This window comes from Thioclava sp. 'Guangxiensis', assembly GCF_045348365.1.
Classification (GTDB): domain Bacteria; phylum Pseudomonadota; class Alphaproteobacteria; order Rhodobacterales; family Rhodobacteraceae; genus Thioclava; species Thioclava kandeliae.
The window spans coordinates 2,441,817-2,467,894 of record NZ_CP155822.1 but is presented as its reverse complement, the minus strand read 5'-3'; the positions used below and the strand labels follow the sequence as shown (position 1 = coordinate 2,467,894).

Annotated in this window: 22 protein-coding genes; 8 read left to right on the top strand and 14 right to left on the bottom strand. The window is 62.5% G+C overall.

Annotation, left to right across the window (positions count from 1 at the left end):
- Positions 1-204 precede the first annotated feature (204 nt).
- The 4 genes from ABEB22_RS12170 to ABEB22_RS12155 all read left to right on the top strand — a co-directional run bounded on the left by ABEB22_RS12170 (position 205) and on the right by ABEB22_RS12155 (position 4,472).
- Entirely contained in the window at positions 205-1,533 is a 1,329-nt protein-coding gene (locus ABEB22_RS12170; protein WP_406870403.1) for a PotD/PotF family extracellular solute-binding protein, read from the top strand.
- Between the two features lie 160 nt (positions 1,534-1,693).
- Positions 1,694-2,593 carry an ABC transporter permease gene (locus ABEB22_RS12165; RefSeq protein WP_350935654.1) on the top strand — a complete coding sequence of 300 codons (900 nt, stop codon included), beginning with the start codon at positions 1,694-1,696 and terminating at the stop codon, positions 2,591-2,593.
- The gene (locus tag ABEB22_RS12160; protein ID WP_350935656.1) at positions 2,590-3,423 is read left to right on the top strand and encodes an ABC transporter permease; all 834 of its coding nucleotides are present in this window, start codon (positions 2,590-2,592) and stop codon (positions 3,421-3,423) included. Before ABEB22_RS12165 ends, ABEB22_RS12160 begins: the two co-directional genes overlap by 4 nt.
- Positions 3,424-3,476: 53 nt before the next feature.
- Positions 3,477-4,472: an ABC transporter ATP-binding protein gene (locus tag ABEB22_RS12155; protein ID WP_350936152.1), complete on the top strand. Its 996-nt coding sequence runs from the start codon at positions 3,477-3,479 to the stop codon at positions 4,470-4,472.
- Positions 4,473-4,532: 60 nt separating this feature from the next.
- On the opposite strand, the gene ABEB22_RS12150 is transcribed toward ABEB22_RS12155, so the two are convergent.
- The 3 genes from ABEB22_RS12150 to ABEB22_RS12140 form a co-directional block, all read right to left on the bottom strand.
- Positions 4,533-5,456 (bottom strand): LysR substrate-binding domain-containing protein, encoded by a 924-nt coding sequence (locus ABEB22_RS12150; RefSeq protein ID WP_350935659.1) that lies wholly within the window; start codon positions 5,454-5,456, stop codon positions 4,533-4,535.
- A gap of 308 nt (positions 5,457-5,764) precedes the next feature.
- Positions 5,765-6,673, bottom strand: a complete 909-nt coding sequence (locus ABEB22_RS12145) for a nitrilase-related carbon-nitrogen hydrolase (protein WP_406870402.1) — start codon at positions 6,671-6,673, stop codon at positions 5,765-5,767.
- Positions 6,674-6,681: 8 nt separating this feature from the next.
- Positions 6,682-7,371 carry a cysteine hydrolase family protein gene (locus tag ABEB22_RS12140; RefSeq protein WP_406870401.1) on the bottom strand — a complete coding sequence of 230 codons (690 nt, stop codon included), beginning with the start codon at positions 7,369-7,371 and terminating at the stop codon, positions 6,682-6,684.
- Positions 7,372-7,616: 245 nt separating this feature from the next.
- Between ABEB22_RS12140 and ABEB22_RS12135 the strand changes: the two genes are divergently transcribed.
- From ABEB22_RS12135 to ABEB22_RS12125, 3 genes are all read left to right on the top strand, one after another.
- Positions 7,617-9,137 (top strand): MFS transporter, encoded by a 1,521-nt coding sequence (locus ABEB22_RS12135; protein WP_406870400.1) that lies wholly within the window; start codon positions 7,617-7,619, stop codon positions 9,135-9,137.
- Positions 9,138-9,189: 52 nt separating this feature from the next.
- The gene (locus tag ABEB22_RS12130) at positions 9,190-10,293 is read left to right on the top strand and encodes an LLM class flavin-dependent oxidoreductase (protein WP_350935666.1); all 1,104 of its coding nucleotides are present in this window, start codon (positions 9,190-9,192) and stop codon (positions 10,291-10,293) included.
- Positions 10,294-10,393: 100 nt separating this feature from the next.
- The gene (locus tag ABEB22_RS12125; protein ID WP_406870399.1) at positions 10,394-11,653 is read left to right on the top strand and encodes an amidase; all 1,260 of its coding nucleotides are present in this window, start codon (positions 10,394-10,396) and stop codon (positions 11,651-11,653) included.
- A 47-nt stretch (positions 11,654-11,700) separates the two neighbouring features.
- Here the strand turns inward: ABEB22_RS12125 and ABEB22_RS12120 are convergent, their stop codons facing one another.
- The 6 genes from ABEB22_RS12120 to ABEB22_RS12095 are packed head-to-tail and all read right to left on the bottom strand — an operon-like array spanning position 11,701 to position 18,420.
- Positions 11,701-13,347, bottom strand: coding sequence for a GMC oxidoreductase (locus tag ABEB22_RS12120; protein ID WP_406870398.1), 1,647 nt, complete (start codon positions 13,345-13,347; stop codon positions 11,701-11,703).
- Positions 13,344-14,105, bottom strand: a complete 762-nt coding sequence (locus ABEB22_RS12115; RefSeq protein WP_406870397.1) for a sugar phosphate isomerase/epimerase family protein — start codon at positions 14,103-14,105, stop codon at positions 13,344-13,346. The genes ABEB22_RS12120 and ABEB22_RS12115 overlap by 4 nt, the downstream gene beginning before the upstream one ends.
- Positions 14,106-14,141: 36 nt before the next feature.
- Positions 14,142-15,209 carry an ABC transporter ATP-binding protein gene (locus ABEB22_RS12110; RefSeq protein WP_406870396.1) on the bottom strand — a complete coding sequence of 356 codons (1,068 nt, stop codon included), beginning with the start codon at positions 15,207-15,209 and terminating at the stop codon, positions 14,142-14,144.
- A 30-nt stretch (positions 15,210-15,239) separates the two neighbouring features.
- The gene (locus tag ABEB22_RS12105) at positions 15,240-16,142 is read right to left on the bottom strand and encodes a carbohydrate ABC transporter permease (RefSeq protein ID WP_406870395.1); all 903 of its coding nucleotides are present in this window, start codon (positions 16,140-16,142) and stop codon (positions 15,240-15,242) included.
- The gene (locus ABEB22_RS12100) at positions 16,139-17,113 is read right to left on the bottom strand and encodes a sugar ABC transporter permease (RefSeq protein WP_350936154.1); all 975 of its coding nucleotides are present in this window, start codon (positions 17,111-17,113) and stop codon (positions 16,139-16,141) included. Before ABEB22_RS12100 ends, ABEB22_RS12105 begins: the two co-directional genes overlap by 4 nt.
- The gene (locus tag ABEB22_RS12095; protein WP_406870394.1) at positions 17,113-18,420 is read right to left on the bottom strand and encodes an ABC transporter substrate-binding protein; all 1,308 of its coding nucleotides are present in this window, start codon (positions 18,418-18,420) and stop codon (positions 17,113-17,115) included. Before ABEB22_RS12095 ends, ABEB22_RS12100 begins: the two co-directional genes overlap by 1 nt.
- Before the next feature lie 177 nt (positions 18,421-18,597).
- Here ABEB22_RS12095 and ABEB22_RS12090 point away from each other — a divergent pair, with 177 nt between their 5' ends.
- Positions 18,598-19,770, top strand: coding sequence for an ROK family protein (locus ABEB22_RS12090; protein ID WP_406870393.1), 1,173 nt, complete (start codon positions 18,598-18,600; stop codon positions 19,768-19,770).
- 58 nt (positions 19,771-19,828) lie between these two features.
- Here ABEB22_RS12090 and ABEB22_RS12085 read toward each other — a convergent pair whose 3' ends face one another.
- From ABEB22_RS12085 to ABEB22_RS12065, 5 genes are all read right to left on the bottom strand, one after another.
- Positions 19,829-20,680, bottom strand: a complete 852-nt coding sequence (locus tag ABEB22_RS12085) for a bestrophin family ion channel (RefSeq protein WP_339112584.1) — start codon at positions 20,678-20,680, stop codon at positions 19,829-19,831.
- Between the two features lie 28 nt (positions 20,681-20,708).
- On the bottom strand, positions 20,709-23,474 hold the full coding sequence (locus tag ABEB22_RS12080; RefSeq protein WP_406870392.1) for a Hint domain-containing protein: 2,766 nt from the start codon (positions 23,472-23,474) through the stop codon (positions 20,709-20,711).
- 122 nt (positions 23,475-23,596) lie between these two features.
- A complete protein-coding gene (locus ABEB22_RS12075; protein ID WP_350935688.1) occupies positions 23,597-24,028 on the bottom strand; it encodes a DUF4186 domain-containing protein in 432 nt (143 codons plus the stop codon).
- A complete protein-coding gene (gene lipA, locus ABEB22_RS12070; protein ID WP_339112587.1) occupies positions 23,976-24,926 on the bottom strand; it encodes a lipoyl synthase in 951 nt (316 codons plus the stop codon). Before lipA ends, ABEB22_RS12075 begins: the two co-directional genes overlap by 53 nt.
- Before the next feature lie 152 nt (positions 24,927-25,078).
- A complete protein-coding gene (locus ABEB22_RS12065; RefSeq protein ID WP_339112588.1) occupies positions 25,079-26,020 on the bottom strand; it encodes a LysR substrate-binding domain-containing protein in 942 nt (313 codons plus the stop codon).
- Between the last annotated feature and the right edge of the window lie 58 nt (positions 26,021-26,078).

Genomic DNA, 26,078 nt, shown 5'->3' with positions numbered 1-26,078 from the left:
CAGCCCCGCGAGTGAAACAGAAAACCCGCCCTTTGAAACGCGAGGTTATTTCATCTGCCGTCACAATTTTTCTCATTTGCGGTTCGGGGCTCTCGGGGCCGATCCTAAGGGCATCGCTACAAGATGCCCCGACAAACGGGGCCGATCCTTCCGGCCCGCCCTCCCTTCGCCGGACCACTGACCAAGTTCCATCAGGAGAACCAGATGCCCCATAAGGATTGCACCAAAGGCCACGGTGCCGCCGGACCGTCTCCCGCAGCCTCCGCTACAAAAGGGATCTCGCGCCGCGCCCTGCTGAAAACGGGCGCCGCTGCCGCCGTGGCCACGGGCTTCCCCGCGCCCATGATCTGGGCGCAGAATATCAAGGACATTACGATCACCCATATCGGCCAGTCCTACTCCACCATCCCCGAGATCGGCGCGCGCGCGAACGAGGAGTTGGGCTTCAGGGTCGAGATGCAGACCGCGCCGGATCAGACGACCCATATCAACCGGCTGCTCACCCAGCCCAATTCGGTCGATGTGACCGATATGCCCAATACCAACCTGAAATATTTTCAGGGCCGTGGCGTGCTGATGCCGGTGAAGACCTCGGATTACAAATGGTTCGACAAGACCATTCCGTTGCTGACCACGGGCAAATACCCCGATGGCACCTCCGCCACGATGGAGGGGATGGCGCCGATCAAGACCCAGTATTGGGCCACGCAGGACGCCAAAGACTATTCGCTGGCCCCCACCGAATGGCTGGTCGGCGTGCCGATGTATTACAATGCCGATACGCTGGGCGTCCGTCCCGATCTGATCGGGCGTCCGGTCGATAGCTGGGCGGAGTTGCTCAATCCCGAATTTGCCGGAAAGGTCGCGCTGCAGGATGGCACCGCCACCGGCATTGCCGATAGCGCCATGGCGCTTCAGGCGCTTGGCGAGATCGACTATGCCGATAAGGGCAATATGACCCGGGCCGAGATCGATGCCACGATCAAGAAACTGATCGACTATAAGAAATCCGGCCAGTTCCGCTCGTTCTGGACCAATTTCGACCAGTCGGTGCAGCTGATGGCCTCTGGTGAGGTGGTGCTGCAATCGATGTGGTCGCCCGCCGTGACCGAGGTGCGCACCCGCGGCATCGATTGTAAATATAACGGCATGAAGGAAGGCTATCGCGGCTGGTATATCATGATGACCGCCATGAGCCATCTGGAAGGGCTCAAGCGCGATTGCGCGATCGAATATATGAACTGGGTCAATTCCGGCTGGGCGGGGGCGTTCATCTCGCGGCAGGGCTTCTACAACTCGGTGCCCGAGAATGTGAAAGCCTTCATGTCCGACAACGAATACGGCTACTGGTACGAGGGCAAACCGGCGACCGAAGACATCCTCAACCCGTTCGGCAAGGTCATGGAGAAGGCCGGTATCACCCGTGATGGCGGCTCGCTCTGGGACCGGATGGGCAATATCGGCATCTGGAACACGGTGATGGACGAGGATCGTTACCTGACCCGCCAGTGGCAGAGCTTCCTCGCCGCCTGAGGCCTCGACAGCGGCGCGCAGGCCCTCCCGCGCGCCCTGCGCCCTAGGCTCTGCCTCGGGCGCTCCTCGGGCCCTGCCTCGGGAATGTCTTTTGTAAATGCGCCTCATCGCCCCGCCACGGGACGATGCGTCTCCAAGCCAGAAGAGGCAGAGCCCTGCCATGTTTTCCAGTCCCCGTCTCCCCCGCATCCTCCCCTCGCGCGGGCTCTCGCCGAAGCTTGTCTCCGTGTTGCAGGTCACGCCGATGGCGCTTGTCTATATCACCCTCGTGCTGGTGCCACTCGGGCTGATCTTCGTGGTCAGCTTCCTCGATTACAATTTCGCGCAGGTCTTCCCCGAACTCTATCTCGAGACATGGATCGATACGCTGACCTCCGATCTGACGTTGTCGCTCTATCTCAAGACCTTCAAATTCCTGATCATCGTCTGGTGTATCTGTGCGCCGCTGGGCTTCGCGATCGCCTATTTCCTAGCCTATCACATCCGCACCAACTGGGTCCGCACCCTGCTGGTGGCGGCCATCGCCATCCCGTTCTGGACCTCGGGGCCGATCCGCATGGTGTCCTGGGTGCCGCTTCTGGGCCGTGAGGGTCTGGTGAACCAGGCGCTGATGGGGCTGGGCCTTGTGGACCAGCCGGTGAGCTGGCTGATGTATTCGGAATTTGCCGTGATCGTGGCCTATGTCCAGATGCTCACCATGCCGATGATCGCGACCTCGCTCAACTCCATGGCCAAGATCAAACCTTCGGTCATTCAGGCCGCCGAGGATGCCGGTGCCTCCGAATGGCAGATCGTGCGCGATGTGATCTTCCCGCTGGTGCGGCCCGGCCTTGCCATCGGGACGGTGATTATTGTGACCGCCGTGATGGGCGATGTGTTCATGGTCAAATATATGGGCGGCAGTCAGGTGAACACGGTGGGCATGTCGATCATCACCGATCTCAACGCCTTCATGTATCCGCCCGCTGCGGCCAAATCGGTGCTGCTGCTGTTCGTGGTGCTGACCATCGTTCTGGCTCTGCTGCGCTTTGCCGATATCCGCAAGGAGCTGCGCCAATGACCCGCCGCAGCAGACCGCTCTCCTTCTATATTCTGGGCGCGCTGACCGTCCTCTTCATCGCCTATGTCTACGCGCCGATGGCCTGCCTCTATATCCTGTCCTTCCAGGGGCCCGATGGCGGTATGTCCTTCCCGATGGTGGGCTGGTCGCTTGACTGGTTCCGCATGCTGTTCTCGGGCTCGGGTCAGGGGCTTGGCGATATCCCCACCGCCTTCGAGCGCTCGATCCGGCTGGCCGTCTGTGTGGGGGCGCTGACACTCGTGATTTCGGTCACCGCGGGACTGGCCTATCGGCGCCGCTTTCCGGGGGCGAATTTCGTCTTCTATTCGGCGATTGCCTCAATGGTCCTTCCAGGCATCTTCATCGGTTTCGGGATCGCGTTATCCTTCAACATGCTGGGCTGGCAGAGCAACTGGTTCACCTCCGGTATTGGCGCGCAGCTGACATGGACCCTGCCCTTCGGCCTACTGATCATGTTCATCATCCTTGGCCGCTTCAACACCAGCTACGAGGAAGCCGCGACTGATCTGGGCGCGAGCGCGCGCCAGCGCTTCCAATGGGTGATCCTGCCGATCATCCTTCCCGGTGTGATCGGGATCGGCATGGCGGGTTTCACCTCATCCTATGAGGAGACCATGCGCACCTCGCTCAATGTCGGCACGGGAAACACCCTGCCGATGGAAGTCATGGGCCTTCTCAACGCTGCCTCCACGCCGGTGCTGTTCGCGATCGGCACGATGACGACACTGGTCTCCTTCTCCCTGATCATCATCTCGCTGCTTGTGATGTCGCATATCGCAAAACGCCGTAGCATGAGGAAACCCCTATGAGCCTTGCGCATGATCTCACCCCCGCCCGTCGTCCCGCACCCGCGCTCCGGCAGGTGACACAGGGCCATCGTTTCGACGCGGAGCTTGTGGCCGTCACCAAGCGATACGGCCATGGCGCACCGGCGGTCGATGCGATCTCGCTGCGGATCCCGCGCGCCTCCTATTGCTGCCTTCTCGGTCCCTCGGGTTGCGGAAAATCCACCACGCTGCGGATGCTGGCGGGCCATGAGGAGGTTAGTGATGGCGCGATCCTCATCCATGGCGCCGAAATCACCAAGGCGGCCCCCGTGGCACGCGGAACCTCCATGATGTTTCAGGATTATGCGCTTTTTCCGCATCTGACGGCACTCGATAATGTGGCCTTCTCGCTCAAGGTGCAGGGCGTTTCCAAGCTGGAACGTCGCGCCCGCGCGCGGGAGTATCTGCAGCTTGTGCAGATGGACCATCTCGCCGACCGTCTGCCCAACCAGATGTCGGGCGGCCAGCAGCAGCGGGTGGCGCTCGCGCGCTCGCTGATTACCCGCCCCAAGGTTCTGCTCCTCGACGAGCCACTCTCCGCGCTCGACCCGTTCCTGCGTATCCGGATGCGGGCCGAGTTGAAACGGATCCAGAAGGAACTGGGCATTTCCTTCATCCATGTCACCCATAGTCAGGACGAGGCGCTGGCACTGGCCGATCTGGTCGTGGTGATGAACAATGCGGTCATTATGCAGGCTGGCACCGCCCGAGAGGTATTCGAGACCCCGCAAAACGCTTTTGTCGCCAAGTTTCTGGGCGGGCACAATGTGGTGGAGACCGCGACGGGTCGGGCCTCGGTAAGGGCGGATCAATGCGTCATCGGTAAACGCGCTGGCATGCGCGCGCTCGACGGCAAGGTCGCGATGATCGAGTATCAGGGCACATCGGTGCGCATCACCCTCGAGGCTGCGGGCCATGACGATCTGACCGCGCTGGTCCCGACAGCCGTCTATTTCGACCATGCGCTCGAACTGGGCAGCGCCTGCACCCTCTCGTGGAATGCGGCAGACGAACATCCGCTTCAGGGCTGAACGGACGAGGGGCATATCAGTCGATGTGCCCCTCGTCAGGCATGAAGTGGTCCGGACCGCTCAGGCGACCCTGGCCAGTTCTTTGGATCGGACCTTTTCGGTGATCCATGTCCGGAATTGCACCAGCGGCTCGCTCTCCATCTGCTTCCACGAGGCATTGAGATAATAGGGCGAACGGATGTGATAGGGGTCGGCCACGGGCACGAGCCGTCCCTTCTCGAGCGCATCGGCGATCAGCAGCGAGCGGCCCAGAATAACCCCAAGCCCCGCGCTTGCCGCCTCCATCGCCGTGCCTGCCTGATTGAAGCGCGACCCGTGGGCGACACCTTTGCGGCTGATGCCGAAATCGGCAAGGTAGCGCGCCCAGTCCGGATAGGTCCCGTCCATGCCGCCCGTTGCGCGATCGACATGGGCCAGCGGTGCACTTTGCAATATGGTGCGGCTGTCATTGCCAAATCGCGCGGCAAGCTCGGGCGAGCAGACGGGGATGATCTCTTCTTCGAGCAGCGGCTCGCTATGGCAGTCAAGCTGGCTCAACCAGTTGACAATCCGCAGATCGCTTTCCTGCTCCTCGGCCTCCTTGCGGGTGAGGAAGGTTTTGATCGTCACATCCACCTCCTCCGATTGCCGTGTGAATTCCGACAGGATCGGGATCAGCCAGAAGGTGGCCACCGAGGTCGAGGCCGAGACCGTCAAACGGCGGCGCTCGTCATAATCTGAAGCCTCCAGCGCAAGGATAGCGTCATTGATCAGATCGAGCCCGCGACCGATACGGTGCACATTGGCGCGCGCCTCGGTCGTGAGTTCGATCCGGCTGTTCTTGCGGATGAACAGCCGCACCTGCAGGAACTCCTCGAGCTGGCGGATCTGGTGGCTGACGGCGGTGGGCGTCACGCACAGCTCGTCTGCGGCCTTCACAACGGAGGAATTGCGGGCGGTCGCCTCGAAGGCCCGGATCGCGTTGAGTGGAATTCTTTTGCGCATATTGATCACCTCAATGACGTTTCCCTCTCCTGCATTAGGCGCCCGTTTGGGGCCTCGGTAAAGCCTGCCGCCGCGCCTGTGGGCGGCCTTTGCGCCCGCAGTCCGGACTATGCCCGCAATCCGGCAGAATAGTCGGAAATCGCATGATTTTTCGGCCTTTTATGGGCGGGGTCAGGCGCGTTTTCGGGCCTGTCCGAGGGGGCTGTCGCACAGCCCTTTCCGGCCGCGGGCAGAGGCTTTCGCAGGCGGGAGGGGCCGGTATGGAAAAGGGCGCCCGGAGGCGCCCTCTTGCATGTCGGTCCTGCGGCTCATGCGGCGCCGCGGGTTTCGGTGGCGGCCGCCCGATCCAGCCTGTAGGATCCCGGCATCCGGTTCTCGATAAAGGCCCAGCGGTCGCGGATCTTTGTCTGCTGCGCCATATCCACCTCGGCCAACACGACCTCGTCTCCCATGGTCGCGGCTTGCGCCACGATCACTCCGTCAGGGCCGCAGATGAAGCTCGCGCCGATGAAGGTGGTGCCGTTCTCCTCGCCGGCCTTGCCGCAGGCAATGGTCCATGTCGCGTTGGAATAGGCGCCACCGGTGATTGCCAACTGGCTGGCATGGCGCGCGGCCTCGAGCGTGCCGCCATTCATCACCGGCGTATTGTACGAACAGCAGAAAAGTTCGGCCCCGTTCAGCAGAAGGCTCCGCCAGCTCTCGGGAAACCGCCTGTCATAGCAGATCAGCCCGCCCGCCGCACAGCGCGCCCCGCCCCGAAGTTCCAGCGGATAGGCCGGAAAGCCCAGATCGCCCGGCTGGAAATAGCGCTTCTCGAGGATGGTGATCTCCTTCTCAGGATCGGGGTCCAACTGGCCGGGGATATGCACCTTGCGGAACACGCCCTTGGTGGCACCATCCCGTCCGAGGAAACTCATGGAGTTATAGAGCCCGTTCTTCGTGGGCTCCTGATGCGATACGACGATGGCCAGTTCCGTCTCGCGCGCCTTTTGCCCGATCCGGCCCATCGCAGCAGTGACGGATCGGACATCGTCCCATTCAGAGATGTCCTGCACCTTTGCCGCGAAATAGGGCGAGAGGGCCAGCTCGGGCAGGACGGCGATCTCGGCGCCCTGCTCTGCCGCGGCGCCCATGAGCGACAGGATACGCCCGACCGTCTCGTCGGGCGTGGCACTTGCGGGACCCATCTGCAGGGCTGCGGCCTTGAACGTGGTCATGGCAGGCCTCAGGCCGATTTTCTCAGCGTGTCGGGGCCCTCGATGATCTCCATCGCCGAGGTCTCGTCGATCACATCGCAGATCTTGAACTGCATGTCGAACAGGGCTGCGGCATGGCTCATCTCGATCCGGTCGAAGACGCCCTCCTCGATCACCTGCATCTTGTAGCCCATCGCCTCGCCATCCACGCAGGTGGCGCGCACACAGCCCGAGGTGGAGTTTCCGACCACGAGGAAGCCGTCGATGCCCTTCTCCTGCGCGATCAGGTGCAGATTGGTGAAGGCAAAGCACGACGGCGTCTGTTTCTCGACGAGAATGTCGCCTTCGACCATCGCTACCTCGGCCGGAATCTCGGAGCGGAAATCGGTTGCGGCAAATGTCCCGCTTTCGGCGCGTGCCATGCCGGTATAGCCGTGGAAGACATGTTTGGAGTAGATTACCGGCATGCCGGATGCGCGTGCCGCCGCCAGCAGACGTTGCTGCACCGGAATGGATTTCCACGCATGCGGGCCGCACGCGCCGGGGAAGCGGTCGATCTGCTCGTGGATCGGACGGTCCTCGCCCATCGCAGTCACCTGCATGTCGATCACAAGCAACGCATTGACTTTGCCCGGCCCGTGCGGCTGGCGCAGATTATGGCGCGCGGCGAGAAGTTTCCTGTCATCCTCGGTCAGAAAATTTTCCCAGACCTTGTTCATGTCGCTCTCCTTTTCGGGCCCCTCAACGGGCATTGCACAAAGCCTAGGCGCGGCGCGACCCGGACAGATAGTGCGGATTTCTGTTCCGCGGGCTGAGAAACACTCAGCCCGCGGCCTGCTGGTCTGTCGGGCGGGCCTCCGAGGGGCTCATCGGCGGGGCTGCCAGCTCCGGCATGAGAAAACCTTGCGCCGTGCCAAAGTTTAACTCCTTTGACCCGGTGGGCGGTTGGGCGGATCTAGATCCTATGACCCATCCAGATCCCCATGCGGTGCCGACACGATCGGAACGTCACCGTATCGCCATTGCCTGTACCGTCTCGCTTGTCTTTCTTATGCAGGGCATCGACACGACGATCCTGACCGTCGCAATTCCCGGAATTGCCGCCGACCTGCAGCGCTCGCCATTGTCGCTGCATCTTCTGGTAAGCGCCTATCTGCTGGCGCTTGCGGTGTTCATGCCGGTGGCCAGCTGGTTCTCCGACCGGCTCGGGCCGAGGCGGTTGTTCTGCCTGTCCGTGTTGATCTTCATGGCGGGCTCGGTCCTGACCGCCTTCATGCCCACGCTCGGGCTGATGATCCCGTGCCGGATGCTTCAGGGGTTCGGCGGGGCGCTCATGACACCTGTGGGGCGGCTGATCGTGCTGCGGGCCTTCGGGCCCGGGCGCACGATCGATGCGATGACATGGCTTGCGATCCCGACGATGGTCGGGCCGCTCATCGGGCCGCTTTTGGGGGCGGTGCTTGTCGAGATGTTCGACTGGCGGCTCCTGTTTGTGGTGAACACGCCGCTTGCCATCGCGGCCATCCTCGGCGTGCTCCGGCTCGTTCCGCCTTTGCCTGCTGTTGCCGCAGGCCGCTTCGACACGCGTGGCTTCCTGCTGGCGGGGCTCGCGCTGGTGACCTTCCAGCTGGCCATCGAGGCGCTCGGGCTGTGGGGCGGGATCGGTCTGACGCTATTGCCGGTCTCCGCTCTCGTGTTCTGGGTCTATACCCGCCATGCGCGGACGCGCGAGAAACCGGCGCTCGATATTTCCCTCTTCCACTTCGAGAATTTCCGCATCGGTGTGCTTGCGGGCGGGCTGGGCCGCGCGGGGCTGAACGCGATGGCGTTCCTGCTGCCGCTTTTCCTGCAGCTCGGTCTGGGCTTCCGTCCGCTGCAGGCGGGGCTGATCTCGGCGCTCGCGGCCTTCAGTTCTCTGGCCTCGAAGCCGGTGCTCAAACATGTGATCCGCAGGCTGGGGTTCCGTCGCACTCTGGTGGCGCTGACAGTCGCGGGCAGTCTCTCTATGGCCGCCTATGCCACCGTCAGCACCGGCTGGCCGGTCATGGCGCTGGTGGGCATGTCCTTCCTCGCGGGGGCGGTGCGCATCCTTTATTTCAACTCGGTGCAATCGATTACCTTCACCGGACTTCCCGCAGAGCGGCTGTCTTCGGCCACCGCGACAGCAGGTGTCATCCAGCAGCTCTGCATGGGGCTCGGGATCTCGCTCTCCGCCGCCCTCCTGAGCGCGCTTCAGGGAGAGGCCGCGGGGGTGGGTATGCGCGATTTCAACCATGCCTTCCTGATCATGGCCGTGCTGCCGCTGCTGTCACTGCCACTGCTGATGACACGCGCGGGGGGCAGGCAGGAGCCCGCCGCAGCGCCGCTGAGAAAAACTAACCCCGAGAAGGAGAACAAGTCGATTGGCGCGATTGCGCGATCGATAGAGACTACGACCAAGGCCGGTGAGCGCGCCCCCGAGCGTGCCTCCGATACGGCCGCCTGACGCCGGACAACGCGTGCCGGCCCATCCGACACAGAGCGAAAGGACCCTCCCCATGACCCAGATCGGTGTCTTCCTTCCCATCGGCGGCAAAGGCTGGCTGATTTCCACCACCTCGCCCGCCACGCGCCCCAGCTTCGATTTCAATAAGGCGATCGCGCAAAGGGCCGAGCATTTCGGTCTGGACTTCGCGCTCTCCATGATCAAGTTCCGCGGCTATAACGGGCCGTCACGCTACTGGAACGAGGCGCTGGAGAGTTTCACCATGATGTCGGGCATCGCGGCGGTGACGCAGAGGATCAACCTCTTTGCCTCCTGCGCGATGCTGACCCTGCCGCCCGCGATTACCGCGCGGATGGCCGTGACGATGGACAGTATCGCTCCGGGCCGTGTGGGGGTGAATATGGTCACCGGCTGGCAGCCCAAGGAATATTCGCAGATGGGACTGGAGCTGACCCCCGAGCATTTCTCGCGCCGCTATGATTATGCGGGGGAATATGTGCAGGTCATGCAGGAGCTGTGGGCCACCGGTCGGTCAGATTTCAAAGGCGATTTCTTCCAGATGGATGATTGCGTCCTCGAGCCGCTGCCGACCAATAATCGCATCCCCATCGTAGGGGCGGGCCAATCCGAGGCCGGCATGGATTTCGTGGCCAAATATGGCGATTACAATTTCGTGGGCTCGGGTGGCGATCTGAACAATACCACCGCCTCGCGTGACACCGTGGCCCGCGTGAATGCCGCAGCCCAGCGTCATGGCCGCGATACCGGAGCCTTCCTGCTGCTGATGATCATCGCCGACCGCACCGAGAAGCTCGCCTTCGACAAATGGGAGCTCTACAAACAGGGCACCGATATCGAGGCGCTGCAATGGCAGGCCTCGCAGGCCGGCCAGGACAAGGTCGCCAAGGACGGCTCGACGGCAGCCGCGCTCGTGCGCGCCATCGACAACCCGCAACCCACCGGCATGCTCAAGCTTATCGGCTCCTACGAGCAGGTGGCCGCGATGCTGGACGAGATCGCCAGCGTGCCGGGCCTCAAGGGGATCATGCTGACCTTCGACGATTTCATCATCGGGATGGAACAGTTCGGACAGTATATCCAGCCCCTGATGAAGACCCGCAATGGCGCCGCGCGCAAAGCGTCTTTCGCCGCCTGATCTTTGCCCTTGCTACGAGACCTCGTAACCGCCGGAGCCTTTGCCCGGCGGTTACGCCTTTCGGCGCAAGATCCTAAGCGGCGCCTTACAGGAGTATTCCATGAAAGATCTCTCGTTTTCCTTGCCTTCGGCCACCGAGATCCGTCACCAGATCCGTTCAGGTCAACGCACAGCGCTTGAAATTACCCGCGCCTGTCTTGGCCGGATCGCGCAGCGTGATCCGATGGTGAGAGCATGGATCAGCCTCAATCCCGAGGCCGAGGCACAGGCTGCGGCGATTACCGCAGATGACCCGCGCCCTCTGGCGGGGGTTCCGGTGGCGGTGAAGGATATGATCGAGACGCGCGATCTGCCCACGACCCATAACTCGCCGCTCTATGGCGGCTTCCGCCCTGCTGCCGATGCGCCCTGTGTCGAGCTGTTGCGGGCCGCAGGCGCGATTATTCTGGGCAAGACCGACACCACCGAATTTGCCGCCTGTGGGCGCGATGCGATGACCGCAAATCCCTTTGATCCCGCGCGCACCCCGGGCGGCTCCTCGGCTGGCACCGCCGCCGCGGTCGCCGATTTCCATGTGCCGCTGGGACTTGGCACGCAGACCGGAGGCAGCACGATCCGTCCTGCCGCGTTTTGCGGCATCCCAGCGCTCAAACCCTCTTGGGGGCTTATCTCGACCGAAGGAGTCAAACGCTATGCGGTGAGCTTCGATACGGTCGGTCTGTTTGCCCGCGAGATCACCGATCTGGTGCTTCTGGCCGATGTCTACAATCTTCCCGAGGCCGCGCCGTTGCGCGAAGGCCGGTTGAGGCTCGGCCTATGCCCCACCCCCTATGCCGATCAACTGGCCCCCGAGATGCGCGCGGTGCTTGATGGTCTGGCCAAAGATCTGGCACCGGTTGCCGATATCACTCCCTTCGACCTTCCGGCAGACATGGCGGAGCTGGATGCGTTGCACCGCTCTGTGCAGCATTGCGAGGGCGCATCGGCCTTTCTCAATCTGGCCCGCGCGCGTGGCACGCTTCTGCATGACGATTTCCACGCCCGGGTCGACTTGCGCGAGGGGTTTACCCAGCGCCAGAATTTCGAGGCCTATGATGCGCTGGCCCGTCACCGGATGACGGTCGAGACGATGCTCGAGGAGGTCGATTTCATCATCGCGCCCTCTGCGCCGGGCTTCGCCCCGCTCGGGCGCGGTGCGGGCAATCCGCGGTTCAACGCGCTCTGGACCGCGCTGCAGCTTCCGGTCCTGAACCTGCCCGTATCGGGTCAGACCTTGCCGCTTGGTGTGTCGCTGATCGCAAGGCGCGCCGATGACCGGCGTCTTCTGGAGGCTGCGCCGAAACTGCTTCCCTATCTGTGAAAGACGGGCCTGGGGCCGCGCCCGGTAAAGGCGCGGCCTGTCTGCTGTCAGTTGGCCTCCGCCAGTTCCGGCTCGGCCCGAAGGCTGTTGCTCGACTGCGCGAGATGGCGACAGGCACGCACGGTCTGGGCCATGATGGTCAGCGTGGTGCCGGTCACGCCCGAGCCGCAGAAGGTGCTGGCATCGGTCACCAGCACGTTGGGGGCCTCCCAGAGCTGGCCTATCGGGTTCACCACCGAGCTTGCAGGATCTGTCCCCATCCGCGCCCCGCCGGTTTCATGGATGGCCGCCCCCATGACCATGACATCCTTGAAATAGCGCCGGAAGAGGAAACGCGATAGGGGACCTGCCTCCGGATAGGCGCCCTTGCCCCATTCGCGAATGCGCTTGGCCGAGCCCAGAAACTGCACCTCGCCGCCCGCGCCGTTGATCGTCTCGAGGAAGAATGCCTCCTGCCGCTCTAAAAGCGCCTCGTCCTCGGCGGACATGCGGCAGACGATATGCGCCCCCGCCAGCCCCCAGCGATCTTTGACCTTGGGATCGAGCGTCACGCGGTTCCGGGCATTTGGCTGCATCTGACCGAAGCCGAAGAATAGCAGTTTCGCCGGATCATCGGCCCCCACGGGCGAGCGTCCGATACCGCCCTGAAAATCGAACTGGCCACGGGTTTTCGGATCACCAGAGGAACGGGTGATGAAGATCCCGCCTTGGGGCTCATAGAAGGCGTCCTTGGGCAGGCTGTCATCGCCCGTCCACTGCCCTTTCACCGGCGCGTAGTGGCCCATCGCGAGCATCGGCAGCTGGTCCATGAAATAGCGCCCGAGCTGATCATGGCGGTTGCCGAGCCCCGAATGCCAGAGCAGGCGGATACTCTCGATCGGCGAGGCGCTGATCACGATATGTGCGGCCTCGAGCACCAGCACCTCACCCGTGCGCGTGTCGGTGATCTCGACCCCCGTGGCGAGACCGTTCTCGGTCAGCACACGGCGGGCGACCGAGTTCCAGCGGATGGTCAGCAGGCCCGTGGCCTTGGCGGCCGCCAGAGGCGCGAAGACGCGCTCGGGCGTGGGCGCGACCGAGCGCCAGCTGATGATCTCGCGTTCGGGCCATTTGGCCTTCACACGCGCCTTGAAATCGATCTCGGCGGGGCTCATCTTCGCGGGGCCCTTCATGATGCCATCGGGGTTCTGGGGCAGGCCATCGATATCGCCATAGATCCCCAGAAGGCGTTCAACCTCGTCGTAATAGGGCGCCATATCGGCATAGCTGACGGGCCAGTCGCAGCCTTTGCCGGTGACCGATTTCGCCTTGAAATCGTCATCCGACCAGCGCATCAGCACCCGCCCGAATGTATGGGTGCGCCCACCTGCCTGACGGCCGCGGATCCACACGAAAGGCGCGTCCTTGGGGGTGGTATAGGGGTTGTCGCGGTCATTCACATAGAAGGGCGCGAGCATGCCGCGAAAGAAAGCCGCTTTGGCCTGCACACCCTGCCCGCCCAGCGTGGCGCGGGCGCGCTCCATGATGTTGATGGGCGGCACAGGCTTTTTCTTGGCGGGGTCGAACTCGGATCTGGTGACCTCGCGCCCCGCCTCCAGCAGGAGGACCCGCAGGCCCTGAGCGGTCAGCTCATGGGCGGCAAAACTTCCCGAGGCGCCCGAGCCCACGACGATGGCATCATAGGGGCGGCTCATGCGTGCACCCCTTCGGCAATGCGCCTGAGCCCCTCGGCCGAGCGCGTGGCAAAGCGCCGCCAGTCCGAGGGCTGGTCATGCTCGACAATCATCAGCTGCGATCCGGCCGCGACACAGGCCTCCCAGAGGGGCTGCCAGTCCATCACACCACAGCCGAAATCGGCAAAGCCCTTCTCGTCGAGCGCCTCGCCCTTGGGGGCGATATCCTTCACATGCACGGCAGGAATGCGCCCCGCATAGCGTTTGATCCACGCCATCGGGTCCGCGCCGCCCACGACCATCCATGCCAGATCTGGCTCGAAAGGGACACTCTCGCCCAGAAGATGCTCGATCGGATAGCTGCCATCTTCCAGAGGCACCATCTCGAACTCGTGGTTGTGATAGGCGAATGTCAGGCCGCGCGCCTTCATATCCTCGGTGTGGGCGGCAAGCCTCTCGCCAAGCGCGCGCCATCCTTGAGAGGTCGTCGGGCGATCCTCGGGGTTGATATAGGGCACCACCACCAGCCACATGCCGTAAAGTTTGGCGATCCGTTCCACCAGATCGGGATCGGTGTCGAAGATATCGAGTGTGAAATGGCCGGTTTTGGCGGTCAGCCCGTGGTCCCTGATCGCCTGCGCCGAACGCTCGACTTCGGCCATATCCTCGGGGGGACCGAAGAAGAACGGCTGTACATCGGTATAGCCAAGCTCTTTCAGAAGCATCAGTTGCTCATCGAAGCTCTCCGCCTCGCGCGAGGAGAAGAGTTGGAATGACATATCACCATTGGGAAACATAAGAAGTCCTTTCGCGGATCAGCCGATCCGGAGTTCGGTTTCGGGATCAAAGAGATGGGCGCGCAGGGGGTCGGGCAGCACTTTCAGGGTCGCGCCCTCGGCATCCGCCACACGCTCGCGGAAGACGCCGGTGATGGCGGTGCCGCCCATCGCCAGAAAGACCATCGTTTCCGAGCCGGTGGGCTCGACCAGCTTCACCCCGCAGGGGATGCCGGTATCCGACAGCACCATATGTTCGGGGCGGAAACCGTAGATGACCGGCGTGCCTTGGGCGACCGTGCAGCCCGCGGCAAGCGGCAGCACGATGCCGTCTTCGCTCACAAAGATCGGGGTGCCCTCGCGGTGCTCGACCCGGCCCTTTACGAAATTCATCGAGGGCGAGCCGATGAAAGCCGCCACGAACATATTGGCGGGCGCATCATAGAGGTTGAGCGGCGTGTCGCATTGTTCGACCAGCCCGTCACGCATGACCACGATCTTGTCGGCCATGGTCATCGCCTCGACCTGATCATGGGTGACATAGATCGTCGTCGTCTTCAGACGGTGCTGGAGCGCCTTGATCTCGGAGCGCATCTCGACGCGCAGCTTGGCATCGAGATTGGACAGCGGCTCATCGAACAGGAACACCTGCGGGTTGCGCACGATGGCGCGGCCCATGGCCACCCGCTGGCGCTGCCCGCCCGAGAGCTGGCGGGGATAGCGGCCAAGCATAGGTCCGAGGCCGAGGATCTCGGCCGCCTTGCCAATCCGCGCGGCCCGATCCGATTTCGACAGTTTCGCCAGTTTCAGCGCGAAGCCCATATTCTCGGCCACGGTCATATGCGGATAAAGCGCATAGCTCTGGAACACCATGGCGATGTCACGGTCGCGCGCGACCACATCATTGACGACGCGAGGCCCGATAGCCACCTCGCCGCCCGAGATCTCCTCGAGCCCCGCGATCATGCGTAACAGGGTGGATTTGCCACAGCCCGAGGGGCCGACCAGCACGACAAACTCGCCGTCCTCGATCTCGATATCGACGCCATGGATCACCTGCTGGGTGCCATAGGTCTTTGTGACGTCGCGAATGGTTACAGTGGACATATCAGTCTCCTTCATGCAGGCGCGGGGCGCTCAGCCCTTCACAGCGCCGCCAAGAATGCCGCGGACGAAATATCGCTGGGCGGACAGGATGAGGATCAGCGGCACGAGCACCGACAGGAAGGTGGCGGCCATCAGCGGCCCCTGCCCTTGTGTCGTCTGCCCGACCAGCCCTGCGAGGTTTACGGTGATCGGCGGTGACATCGCCGAGCCGCCCATGAACAGAAGCGGGATCAGGAGGTCGTTCCAGCTCCACAGGAAGGCCATGATCCCTAGCGAGGCCATGATCGGGCGCGAGAGCGGCAGCACGATGGAGATGAAGGTGCGCAGTTCGGTCGCGCCGTCGAGGCTGGCACTTTCGTAAAGATCGCGCGGGATGGACGCGATGAAGCCGCGCATCAGGAAAATGCCGAAGGGCAGCGTGAAGCCCACCTGATAGAGCCAGATCCCGGGGATGGTTCCCGAAAAGCCGACGCTATTGTAGAATTTCAGAAGCGGGACCAGCGTGATCTGCGGCGGTGTGACCAGCAGCGCCACGAGGATCAGCGATAGAGAGGTGCGGCCCGCGAAATTCATCCGTACCAAAGCATAGGCGCCGATCACCGATAAAAGCACCGTCAGCACCGTTGTCGGGATCGCGATGGCCACCGAGGTTGCGAGGCTTGCGCCCACATTCAGCTGGTCGATGGCCATGGCGTAATTCTGCGCGCTCAGCAAAGGCCGCACGAAGGCCATCCACCAGCCCGAGGTCGCGGTATCGGCCTGCGGGCGGACCGAGCTGACAAAGAGCGCCAGCACCGGCATGAACCAGAATATGAGAAAACCGATGATCAGCACGTGGAGCGCCAGCCTTTTCAGCTGCCGGGTCCGGCGCGCGGCCTGTCCCTGCACACGGCTTTCGGAGAGGTGGTCGATCTCGGGTGTGGCCATGCTCATCGGGCGGCCTCCGCTTTGAACTGGAAGATATTGATGAAGGCTATGGGCAGCGCGCAGAACAGCAAGATCACTGCGATCGCGCTGGCATGGCCGAGGTCATTGACCGAGAACAACTCGTAATAGAGCCGGTTGGCGATGACATCGGTGCCGAAATTGCCGTTCGTCATGACATAGACAATGTCGAAGACCTTCAGCGCCGCGATGATCATGGTGGTGAAGACCACAAGGATCGAGGGCAGGATATTGGGCAGGATGATCGAGAAGAAGATCCGCACTTCGCCCGCCCCATCGAGCCGCGCGGCCTCGACCATATCGGTGCCGATATTCTTGATCGCCGCCGACAGGATCAGCGTGGCGATCCCGAGTTGCAGCCAGACCGCAATGAAGATCAGCGCGAGATTGTTGACCACAGGCTGGATCAGCCATGGCACGGGCGCGATCCCGAAGAGTTTCAGCACCGCATTGAACGTGCCGATCTGCGCCATCATCGCGGGCTGGTAGGAATACATCTGCGTCCAGATCACCGCACCGGCGGTAAAGGAGATCGCGGTGGGCAGGATGACCACCGTCATCGCCAGCGGCTCGTAGGAGATCTTGTCGAACAGGACCGCACTCAGCAGCGCCAGCACCAGCACCGCCAGCGGAAAGCCGATAAGCCAAATCACGTTGTTCCAGACCACATCGACCATCTCGCCCGAAAAAGCCCAGACATAATTGGCCCCGCCTACCCATTCGGTGCCGCGCGCGCCCTTGAGCGAGGTAATGAGCGTCACGATCACCGGATAGACGAGGATCAGCAGCACCAGAAGGATCGGCAGCGAGAGCCAGACCCAGGGGCGCAACCCGCGGCCCGTGCGCATGGGCAGTATCGACAGGATCGCCTCGCCCATGCCGAGCCCCGCATAGACGAGGACCGGCAGGCCGATCGCCCCTATGGCGATCAGCAGGGGGATATAGGACAGGCTCTCCATCACTCGACGGTCGCCTGAACCGATTGCAGAAGGCTATCGAGCTTCTTGGGGTTCTGCATATAGCCCACGACCGCCTTGTAATAGGCCGAGGAGGTGGCCGGCGCGTTCAGCGTGTTGGGGCCTGCGACGAATTCCACATCGGGATTGGCGAAGAATTTTTGGGCGACCTCATGCAGGGTCACACTGGAATAGGCATCGACAGGCACGTTTTTGTTTGCCACAGGCCAGCGGTTTTGCGAGGCCAGATAGCTCTGCGCCGCATCGGAGGCCATGAATTCGAGGAAGGCGCGGGTTGTGGGTGTATCGGTCAGGCCGACCGAGATCGAGGCCTGATAGAGCTCGTAATTGGCGAAGGCCGGATCGGCGGCGGGCACACGGAAGAAATCGATATTCTCGCCCGGTTTGGCGGTTTCACCGATCAGCCCCGGCACCCATGCGGCCCAGAGCGCCAGCTGGCAGGTGGGCGGCGTGGAGGTCAGGCCGTTATAGCCCACCGAGATCGGGGTCGAAATCGCGCCGATCGGTCCACCGGAGAGATGATCGGCCGCGCCAATGGTGCGCCCGAATTCCTCGAACGCCCCTTTGACCTCCGGCGAGGTCCAGGCCAGCTCGCCCTTGCCCCATTGGGCATAGAGTTCGGGGCCATAGGTCTTGAGGAAAATATTGTCGACCATCTGCGCGCCCGGAAAGCCCGACGAGCCTCCCGCGCCTTGCGCCGCACACCAGACCGGATTGCCCTTGGCGGCCTCCCCGTCGGCCCAGTCCGAGAGCGCCTGCCAGCTTTCGGGCGGGTTCGGACCGGTATAGGTCTCGGGATTATACCAGACCATGAAGGTGTTCATATGCTGGAAAATCCCGAAGGTCTTGCCCTCATAGGTGGCGGTATCGAGGAGCATCGAATTGTAATTCGCCGACAGCTCGTCACCCATGAAAGATGACAGATCGAGTGTCACGCCCTCCTTGGCGTAGTTCAGTGCGGCCCCCAGAGCGATGTCGGCGACATCCGGTGGATTGCCGGCCTGAACGCGGCTTTGCACCACGGTGGCCGTATCGGGCGATCCGGTATAGCGCACATCAACGCCCGTGCCTGCCTTGAAGGCATCATAGACGGTCTGCAGCGTCTGGCCCTCGGCACCCGAGGCCTGCCCGATCATTTCAAGACTGCCGGCAAGATCCTTGCCCGCGGCGATCTTTTTGGCCTCGGCGACGGCGGCATCGTAATAGGGATTGTCCTGGGCAAAAGCGGGAGCGATGCCGGTCAGGACCAGCAGCGAGGTGGTTGCAAGATAACGGGTTGGCTTAATCACGGTCAGTCACTCCAGTGAAGATGGACCCCTCGTCGGGGCGCATGGACCCGGGCGTTTAGAACCGGGCTTGCGGATCCGGGAAATCGGACGATACTTGAATTATGACCTCGATTGACATTAATGCGTCAATATTGAACATTTATCGTTAGGGCTGAAAAAACCTCAGTAGGAGCGTCTATGGCCAAGCATGCAGAGCCTCTCGCACGGCTCGATTCAGGACACCGGCAGCTGGCTCGCGCGCTGCGCGATCAGGCCAAGGATCGCGCCCAGCTGGTGGTCGAAACCGGCTGGTCGCGCAATACCGTCGCAGCCCGTTTGCAAGATCTCGAAAATCAGGGTTGGCTTGCCCGCCGTGACGCGCCGCGTGCGGAACGTGGACGCCCTTCAAACCTCTATGAACTCAATCCGAACGGGCGATTTTTCTTTATCGTCCGGTTCGGACCGGATGCGCTGATGGGAGTGATCTCGACTCTGCGCGGCAAGGTTCTGGGGGAGGCCCGCTCGGCCCTGCCGCATGGTTTTACGGCAGAAGGAACAGTGCGCGAGATCGAGACCATGCTGGCGCGGCTCGTTGCCGAAACCGGCATAGACCGTTCCTGTATCGCCGCGCTCGTGCTGGGTGTTCCGGGGCCGGTTCACGGGCGCTCGCGGACCGTGCCGTGGTCGAAAGTCGGCGTGCTGCCGGAAAATCTTGCCGAAATAATGGGCATGGAGGTGCTGATCGAGAATGACGCGAATCTCATGGCGCTGGGGGCACGCCTGCAGGCGAGGCCCGACGAGAGCCTGCTTTATGTCTTTATTGATATCGGGATCGGTGCGGGACTGGCGCTCTCGGGTGAGCTGCACCGTGGCGCGCAGGGATGGGCGGGAGAAATAGGCCATATACCGGTGGCCGCTGCGGCGGGGATGCCTTGTGTCTGCGGCAGTGAGGGCTGCGTCGCAGCGGTGGCCTCGAACCCCGCGCTTGTCCGGCAGGTCTCGACGGTGGCGCGCCCCGTAGCGGATCCCCTTGCCCTGGCAAAGCTGGTCGAGCACGGGGATCTCGAGGCGATCATTGCCCTGCGCGAGGCCGGACGCAATCTCGGGGAGGCGCTGACCGGTCCGGTCATTGCGCTTGCCCCTGATGTAGTGATGGTCGGCGGGGTGCTGGGACGTGCGGGCGGGCATTTGCAGGCAGGGATACGGGAAAGCCTGACCAGACGCATGCCGCCTGCCCTCGCGGCGCTCCTGCGCATCGAGGACGGCCCGCTGGAGGAGATTGCGGCCATACGCGGTGCGGCCGATCTGGGATTCGATCTGCTGTTCGGGGAGGATCCGGTCATACCCTCCGGCCTGCGTCTGCAGGGGTGAGCGGCGGCCCTTCGGGGCCGCCTACAGTGTCTGCTTATGCAAGAACCGGCGGACCGGCCTATCTCAGGACATAGCGGACCGTCGCGGGCATCTCCGGCAGCTCCGTCTCCCCCAAAGCGCGGCGCAATGCGATCTCGATCGCTGTGGCATAGGCGCTGAGCGGCAAGGCATTCGGACGGTCGGAAAACGGCTGTTCCAGCTCTTCGGCCAGCGCATCCAGACCGAAGAAGGCATAGGCCACCAATGCCGCGACGAAAGGCGCCATCGCGCCGAGCGTATCCACGAAGCCGAAGGGCAGGATGATACAGTAGATATAGGCCGTGCGATGGAGCAGAAGCGAATAGGCGAAGGGCACCGGCGTATTGGCCAGCCGCTCGCAGGCCAGAATGGACGCGGCAATCCGCGCGATGCTTTCATGCAGCACCAAGGCTTCGACATGGGTCAGATGCCCTGCCCGTTCCATCCGCCCGATCGCCTGTTCCGCCTCGGCCAGAGCGGCATCGGTTTCCCAATAGGGGTTGCGCCCGCGCAGCTGTCCCTCGGCGAGATGGCCGAAACGGATAAGTGCGTGGAACAGCGCGCGCCGGTCGTCATTATCGGGCAGATGGCTGGTCTGGCGCTGGATGTCGCGGCAGGACTGGATCATGACGCCCCAATGTCTGCGCGCCTCCCACCAGCGGTCGTAGCAGGCGCCATTGCGGAAGCTCAGGAAGATCGAGAGCGCGATCCCGATCAGCGCGAAAGGCGACGGATCGAGCCCCGTCACATAGGACGGAAAGTAGTCGTGGCCCGCGATAACCCCGATACCGATAAGAAATACAAGCAGGATTTGGGGCCAGATGATCTGGATTACCGAACCTTGCAGAATAAAGAACAACCCCAGAAATGTGGGGCGTTTGCGGACGATCACGATGATCCCCTTTTGCCTGAATGAGTGATCACGCGCCGGCATGGCGTGGACTATGCGCGTTGCGGTAAATAGCTGCGCGTCCGTTCACAAGGCTCGGGATGTCTACGAAGGCAGGGCAAATTGTCTCAGGGGGGGGGCGTGGCGCGCCGAACCAGCGTGCGAGGGCGCCTCGGGTAACGGCGCGGCGAGGCAGAACGGGGGCGAGGCGCATCCCGTAGACTTCCTCGACCGGACGATTGCCAAGCAGGGCCGCGGCAAGATCAGGACGGGCCCCCAGAAGGGCTATCTGGTCCCTGCGCGACAGTGCGCGGAAACCGATAGGGCCCGGCCAGAAGCTTTCCACCCAGACACCATTGGCAAGGATCGCCGCGTGGCGCTCGAGAAGAAGATGGACATAGGTGATCTGCCGTTTGCCATTCATGATCCGCGCGCCGTTCCAGCCGCTCTCGGCCAGATGGCGGGCGCGGATCAGGCACGACGTGCCATCGACCCGAAGCCAGAGGCAATGCAGTCCCGACACGACCAACGGCGCGCTTTGCCCCAGAGCCTGCGCGCGCAGCTCGACAGGACGCAGCCTGCGATCGGCAAGCTCCGCAGGGCCAAGGCTTCGTTGACCGCACCATGCCAAACGCGCGCAGCCGTCATGCGTGATGATTTCCTCACCTGCCATGAGGGTCTCGATCGGGCGCGGACCGGCAGGTGTGGCCACAAGAGTGCCAGCGGCGATACAGGGGATGCCCACCGAGTAGAGCTGCGGCGCGGTGGACAGCAAGGCAGGGTCGACCGATTGCAGCCTCAGCGTCTCGCCGTTGGGGAAGGTCAGGATCGAGCCGCCTGCCCCGTCCGAGGTAATCACCACATCCCATGCATTGACCGGATTACCCTCGGCATCCGTCAGCGCCGAAACATCGAGCTGGTCGATCGAGCGGCCTGCGCCATCATCGGTCATGTCGAAATCGGTGACGACATCGTTGCCGAAACCATCATCGAGGATCAACCGGTCCGCACCGGTGCCGGTGGTGATCGTATCATCACCGGCATTGCCGGTGATGCTGTCATTTCCGGTGCCGCCAGACAGTGTGTCACTGCCGGCAGAGCCAGTTATCGTATCGTCACCCGCTCCGGCGAGGATATGGACGGGGCTACCCGCGAGAGCGGCATTGAAATTGTCGCTATAGCTTGAGCCGTCGATCTGCTCGATTTCCCAGAAATAGGTGGTGGTGACCCCGCCATCATAGGAGATCGTGCCGACGCCGCCGGTATCGGAGGTCCATGTGACATTCGCCGCCGCCCCCGAGAGGGAGACCGTGTCATAGTCGGTGCCACCGAAGATGCTGCTGCCACCATCGGTCGAGCGCAGGTCGAAGAGGTCGTTGCCCGCCTCGCCCCAGAGGGTGTTCTGGCCCGCACCGCCCCAGAGCGTATCATTGCCGTTCCAGCCGTTCAGGCCGTCATTGCCGTCACCGCCTTCGATATAGTCGTTGCCATCGCCCCCGAAGAGGCTGTCATTGCCGGCACCACCATAGATCGTATCATCACCGGAGCCGCCGCCGACGGTATCATCGCCCGCGCCCATATCGGCATAGAAGCCCGATCCATCGGCATCGCCGCGCAGTGAGTCGTTATATTCCGAGCCGCGATATCCCTCGATATTGTCATAGGTCAGCGAGCTGGTGCCATCAGTTGCCGTACCGTCTTCCCAGTCGGTTGCGGTGATGGTGACGCCATGCGTCATGTAGTAGAAATTCAGACTGTCGTTATCGGAGCCTGTGGTCGTCGTGTTGTCCCCGAGGATCGTATCGACGCCCCAGTTATCGCTCAGATAGAAGGTATCGGCATCGGCGCCACCGAGCAGGCTGTCATTCCCATTGCCACCTGCGATATGGTCGCTACCATCCCCGCCATAGATCGTGTCATTGCCATCATCGCCGAGGATGGTGTCACTGCCCGCCTCGCCATAGATGAGGTCGTTGCCCGCGCCGCCGCCGATCCAGTCATTACCGCTACCACCGTAAACGGTGTCATTTCCACCTTCCGCATAGAGGCGGTCATCGCCCGTGCCACCGAGGATCGAGTCGTTGCCGCTGCCCGACCAGACGGTATCGTTGCCCGCACCCGCATCGATCGTGTCGTTATAGACCCAGTTCGGATCGCCGCTCACATCATCGATGGAATCGTTCCCGTCGCCGCCCGAGACACTGTCACCATCGAGCGAGGTGGCACCGCCCTGCCCGTAGAGAATGGTATCGTTGCCGGTGCCGCCGGAGATGGTATCGGCCCCCGCACCCGACGAGATGGAATCGTCACCCGCGCCGCCGGCCAGAGAGTCACCGTAGGAGGCGCCGGTGATCGTGTTATTGCCGGTCGAGCTGTAGGTGGCGGAATGGATCGCGGAATAGTTGACGCCCGCGGTATTGATCGTGGAGCTGGGCGACATGACAACGCCGGGCTGGATCTCGGAGCTTGCGAGATACCCAACGACCGTATTGCCGATCTTGATCGTATAGAAGGTCTGCGGATTGCCCTGTGCGTCGGTATAGTTATACGCATCCTCGATATAGGCCGTGCCGGAATTGACGATCGTCCCGCTGGAATCGCGGATGACAACGGTCTGCTGGCTGGTATCGTTACTGACGTTATCGGTGACGGTATCGCCCGAGATCTGCGTGTCATCATCGGTGAAGGTATAGGTCAGGCCGTTGGTCGCAGCTTCCCAATCCGGCCGCAGCCGGTAACCGCCGCTGACCAGTTGGAAATCGCTCGTGCTATATCCAACGAATGTATAAGTGGCCATACCATCTCACTTCGAGTCAAACTGGCGCAGATTGCCCTGCGGCCATTGTTCCCCAAATGTTCGAAAGTCTGGTTAACTTATTCTGTCAAATTCTGCCTAGTTTCCAAAATTTTGCCTTTATTTCAAAGCGGAGGCGCGGGTTGGTGGCCCATTTCCGCGTCAATCCAGGTCATCAAGGTAATGACCAGCCGGCTCTGCTCATCGGGCCCGAGCGGAATTCCCGCAGCAATCTGGTGCCATTTGGCGATACAGCCACGGCAGCAGCAGGCGGTGGCGTGCTGGGCGATGAAGACCGGATGTCCGCGCATGGGCGTCTGCTTGCCGTCATTTCTCGGCTGGGCTGGCGCGATACGCTGTGCGATGAAGTCGCGGGCATGGCGCTCTATCGTGCTCCGCCCTTTCGCGTTGCAATAGGCCCGCTCGCGCGGGCCTAGATGAAAACGGGATCTGAAGGCTGAACGGGCCAGCCGTGCGAAGAGATCCGCCTGCGCGGGCACGGGATCAGGCGCGGCCGAGCTTGGCCAGACGCGCGGCACGCAGCTGCGCGAAATCATCGCCCGCGTGATAGCTCGAGCGCGTGAGAGGCGTCGCCGAAACCATGAGGAAGTTCTTGGAATAGGCGGATTTCTCGTAGGATTTGAACTCGTCGGGCGTGACGAATTTGGCCACCGCATGGTGCTTCGGCGTGGGTTGCAGATATTGGCCGATGGTCAGGAAATCGATATCGGCGGAGCGCATATCATCCATCACCTGGCGCACTTCCTGCGCTTCCTCGCCCAGACCCACCATGATGCCGGATTTGGTGAACATCGCCGGATCAAGCTCTTTCACCCGCTGCAGAAGGCGCAGCGAGTGGAAATAGCGCGCGCCCGGACGCACGGTCGGATAGAGCGAGGGCACGGTCTCGAGGTTGTGGTTGAACACATCGGGGCGCGCCTCCACGACCTTCTCGAGCACGTCGGGCGTGCATTTCAGGAAGTCGGGCGTCAGGATCTCGATCGTGGTCGAGGGGCTGCGGTGCCGGATGGCACGGATGGTCTGGGCGAAATGTTCGGCCCCGCCATCTTCCAGATCATCACGGTCCACCGAGGTGATCACGACATGGTTAAGACCCAGCTTCTCGACCGCATGCGCGACCCGGCCCGGCTCGAAGACATCGAGCGCATCGGGACGACCGGTCGCGACATTGCAGAAGGAACAGCCACGGGTGCAGATATCCCCCATGATCATCATCGTCGCGTGACCCTGGCTCCAGCACTCGCCGACATTCGGGCAGCCCGCTTCCTCGCAAACGGTGACGAGCTTGTTCTCGCGCATCAGGTCGCGGGTCTGCTTGTAGCCGGCCGAGGTGGGGGCCTTCACGCGGATCCAGTCCGGTTTCTTCGGCTGGGCGTTATCGGGCCGGTGTGCCTTTTCCGGGTGGCGCTGGTCGGGGATTTTGAGATCGCGCATGGGATGGGTATCCTTTCGGCTTTGCCCACCCCCATATTCCGAAACGGGACCGAATGCAACGGAGAGTGCGACAGTTTGCCTCTCCCTCGTGGAAAGGCACGGTTGCGTCTGTGGCATGCCGGAAAAGGCTCCGGCATGCCGGTTATGCGAGGTTATTGTGCGGCTTGCATCTTCATGCGCGGCGCGGCGGGTTGCACCGGAATATCGCGGCGCGCATCATCCAGAACGCTTTGACCCGCCTCGCGCAGGATGTTCGCCACGGACTCGAACCATTCACCATCATCGACCGCATCAGCGCGGCGCACCAGCCGCAACACGCGACCGGGTTCCTTCGCAAAGCGCGTCACCGCAAGTTTCGGGCTGGCATGCTGTTCTGCCACAGCCGAGATTTCGGGGATGAGCGTCACGCCCATGCCGCCCGAGGCCAGCGCACAGAGCGTCGTGAGCGAGGCAGCGCCCAGATCGACCGATCGCGCATCGCGATTCACATTGCAGATCTTCAACGTCTGGTCGGCAAGGCAATGTCCCTCTTCGAGCAGCAACAACTCGCCCGGATCGAGCGCATCGGGACTGATCCCCTCGAGCCGTTCGAGCGCCTCTGGCAGGCCCGCCAGCAGGAAATGGTCCTCGAAGAGCGTGATTTCCTCCGTATCGGGCGCAGGGGTCGCGATGACAGCCGCATCCAGACGCCCCTTGCGCAGGTCTTCCAGCAACTCGTGGGTCTGCGCCTCGCGCAGCCGGAAGCCCGATTGCACCGCCTGCAGCTTGGGCAATGCGCGCGGCATCAGATAGGGCGCAACCGTCGGAATGACGCCGAGATTCACCTGTCCCTGCCCGCGGCGCAGATCGGCCTCGAGCGATTTCAGCTCGGCATCGATGCGGAGTGCATGGTCGATCACCATCCGCCCTGCCCGCGTCAGCCGTATGTCGCGTGGCCGCCGCTCGACCAATGTCAGTCCAAGGGATTGTTCCAGCTCGCGAATCTGCATCGACAGCGCGGGCTGCGTTACATGCACGGATTCAGCGGCCCTGGAAAAATTCCGGAATTTTTCCAGGGCTAACATGTATTGCAGTTGGCGCAGGGTGATGTTCATAAGGGTGCCTTATCATTACTCATAGTATTACCGATTTCCCTTTATCACGCGACCGCTA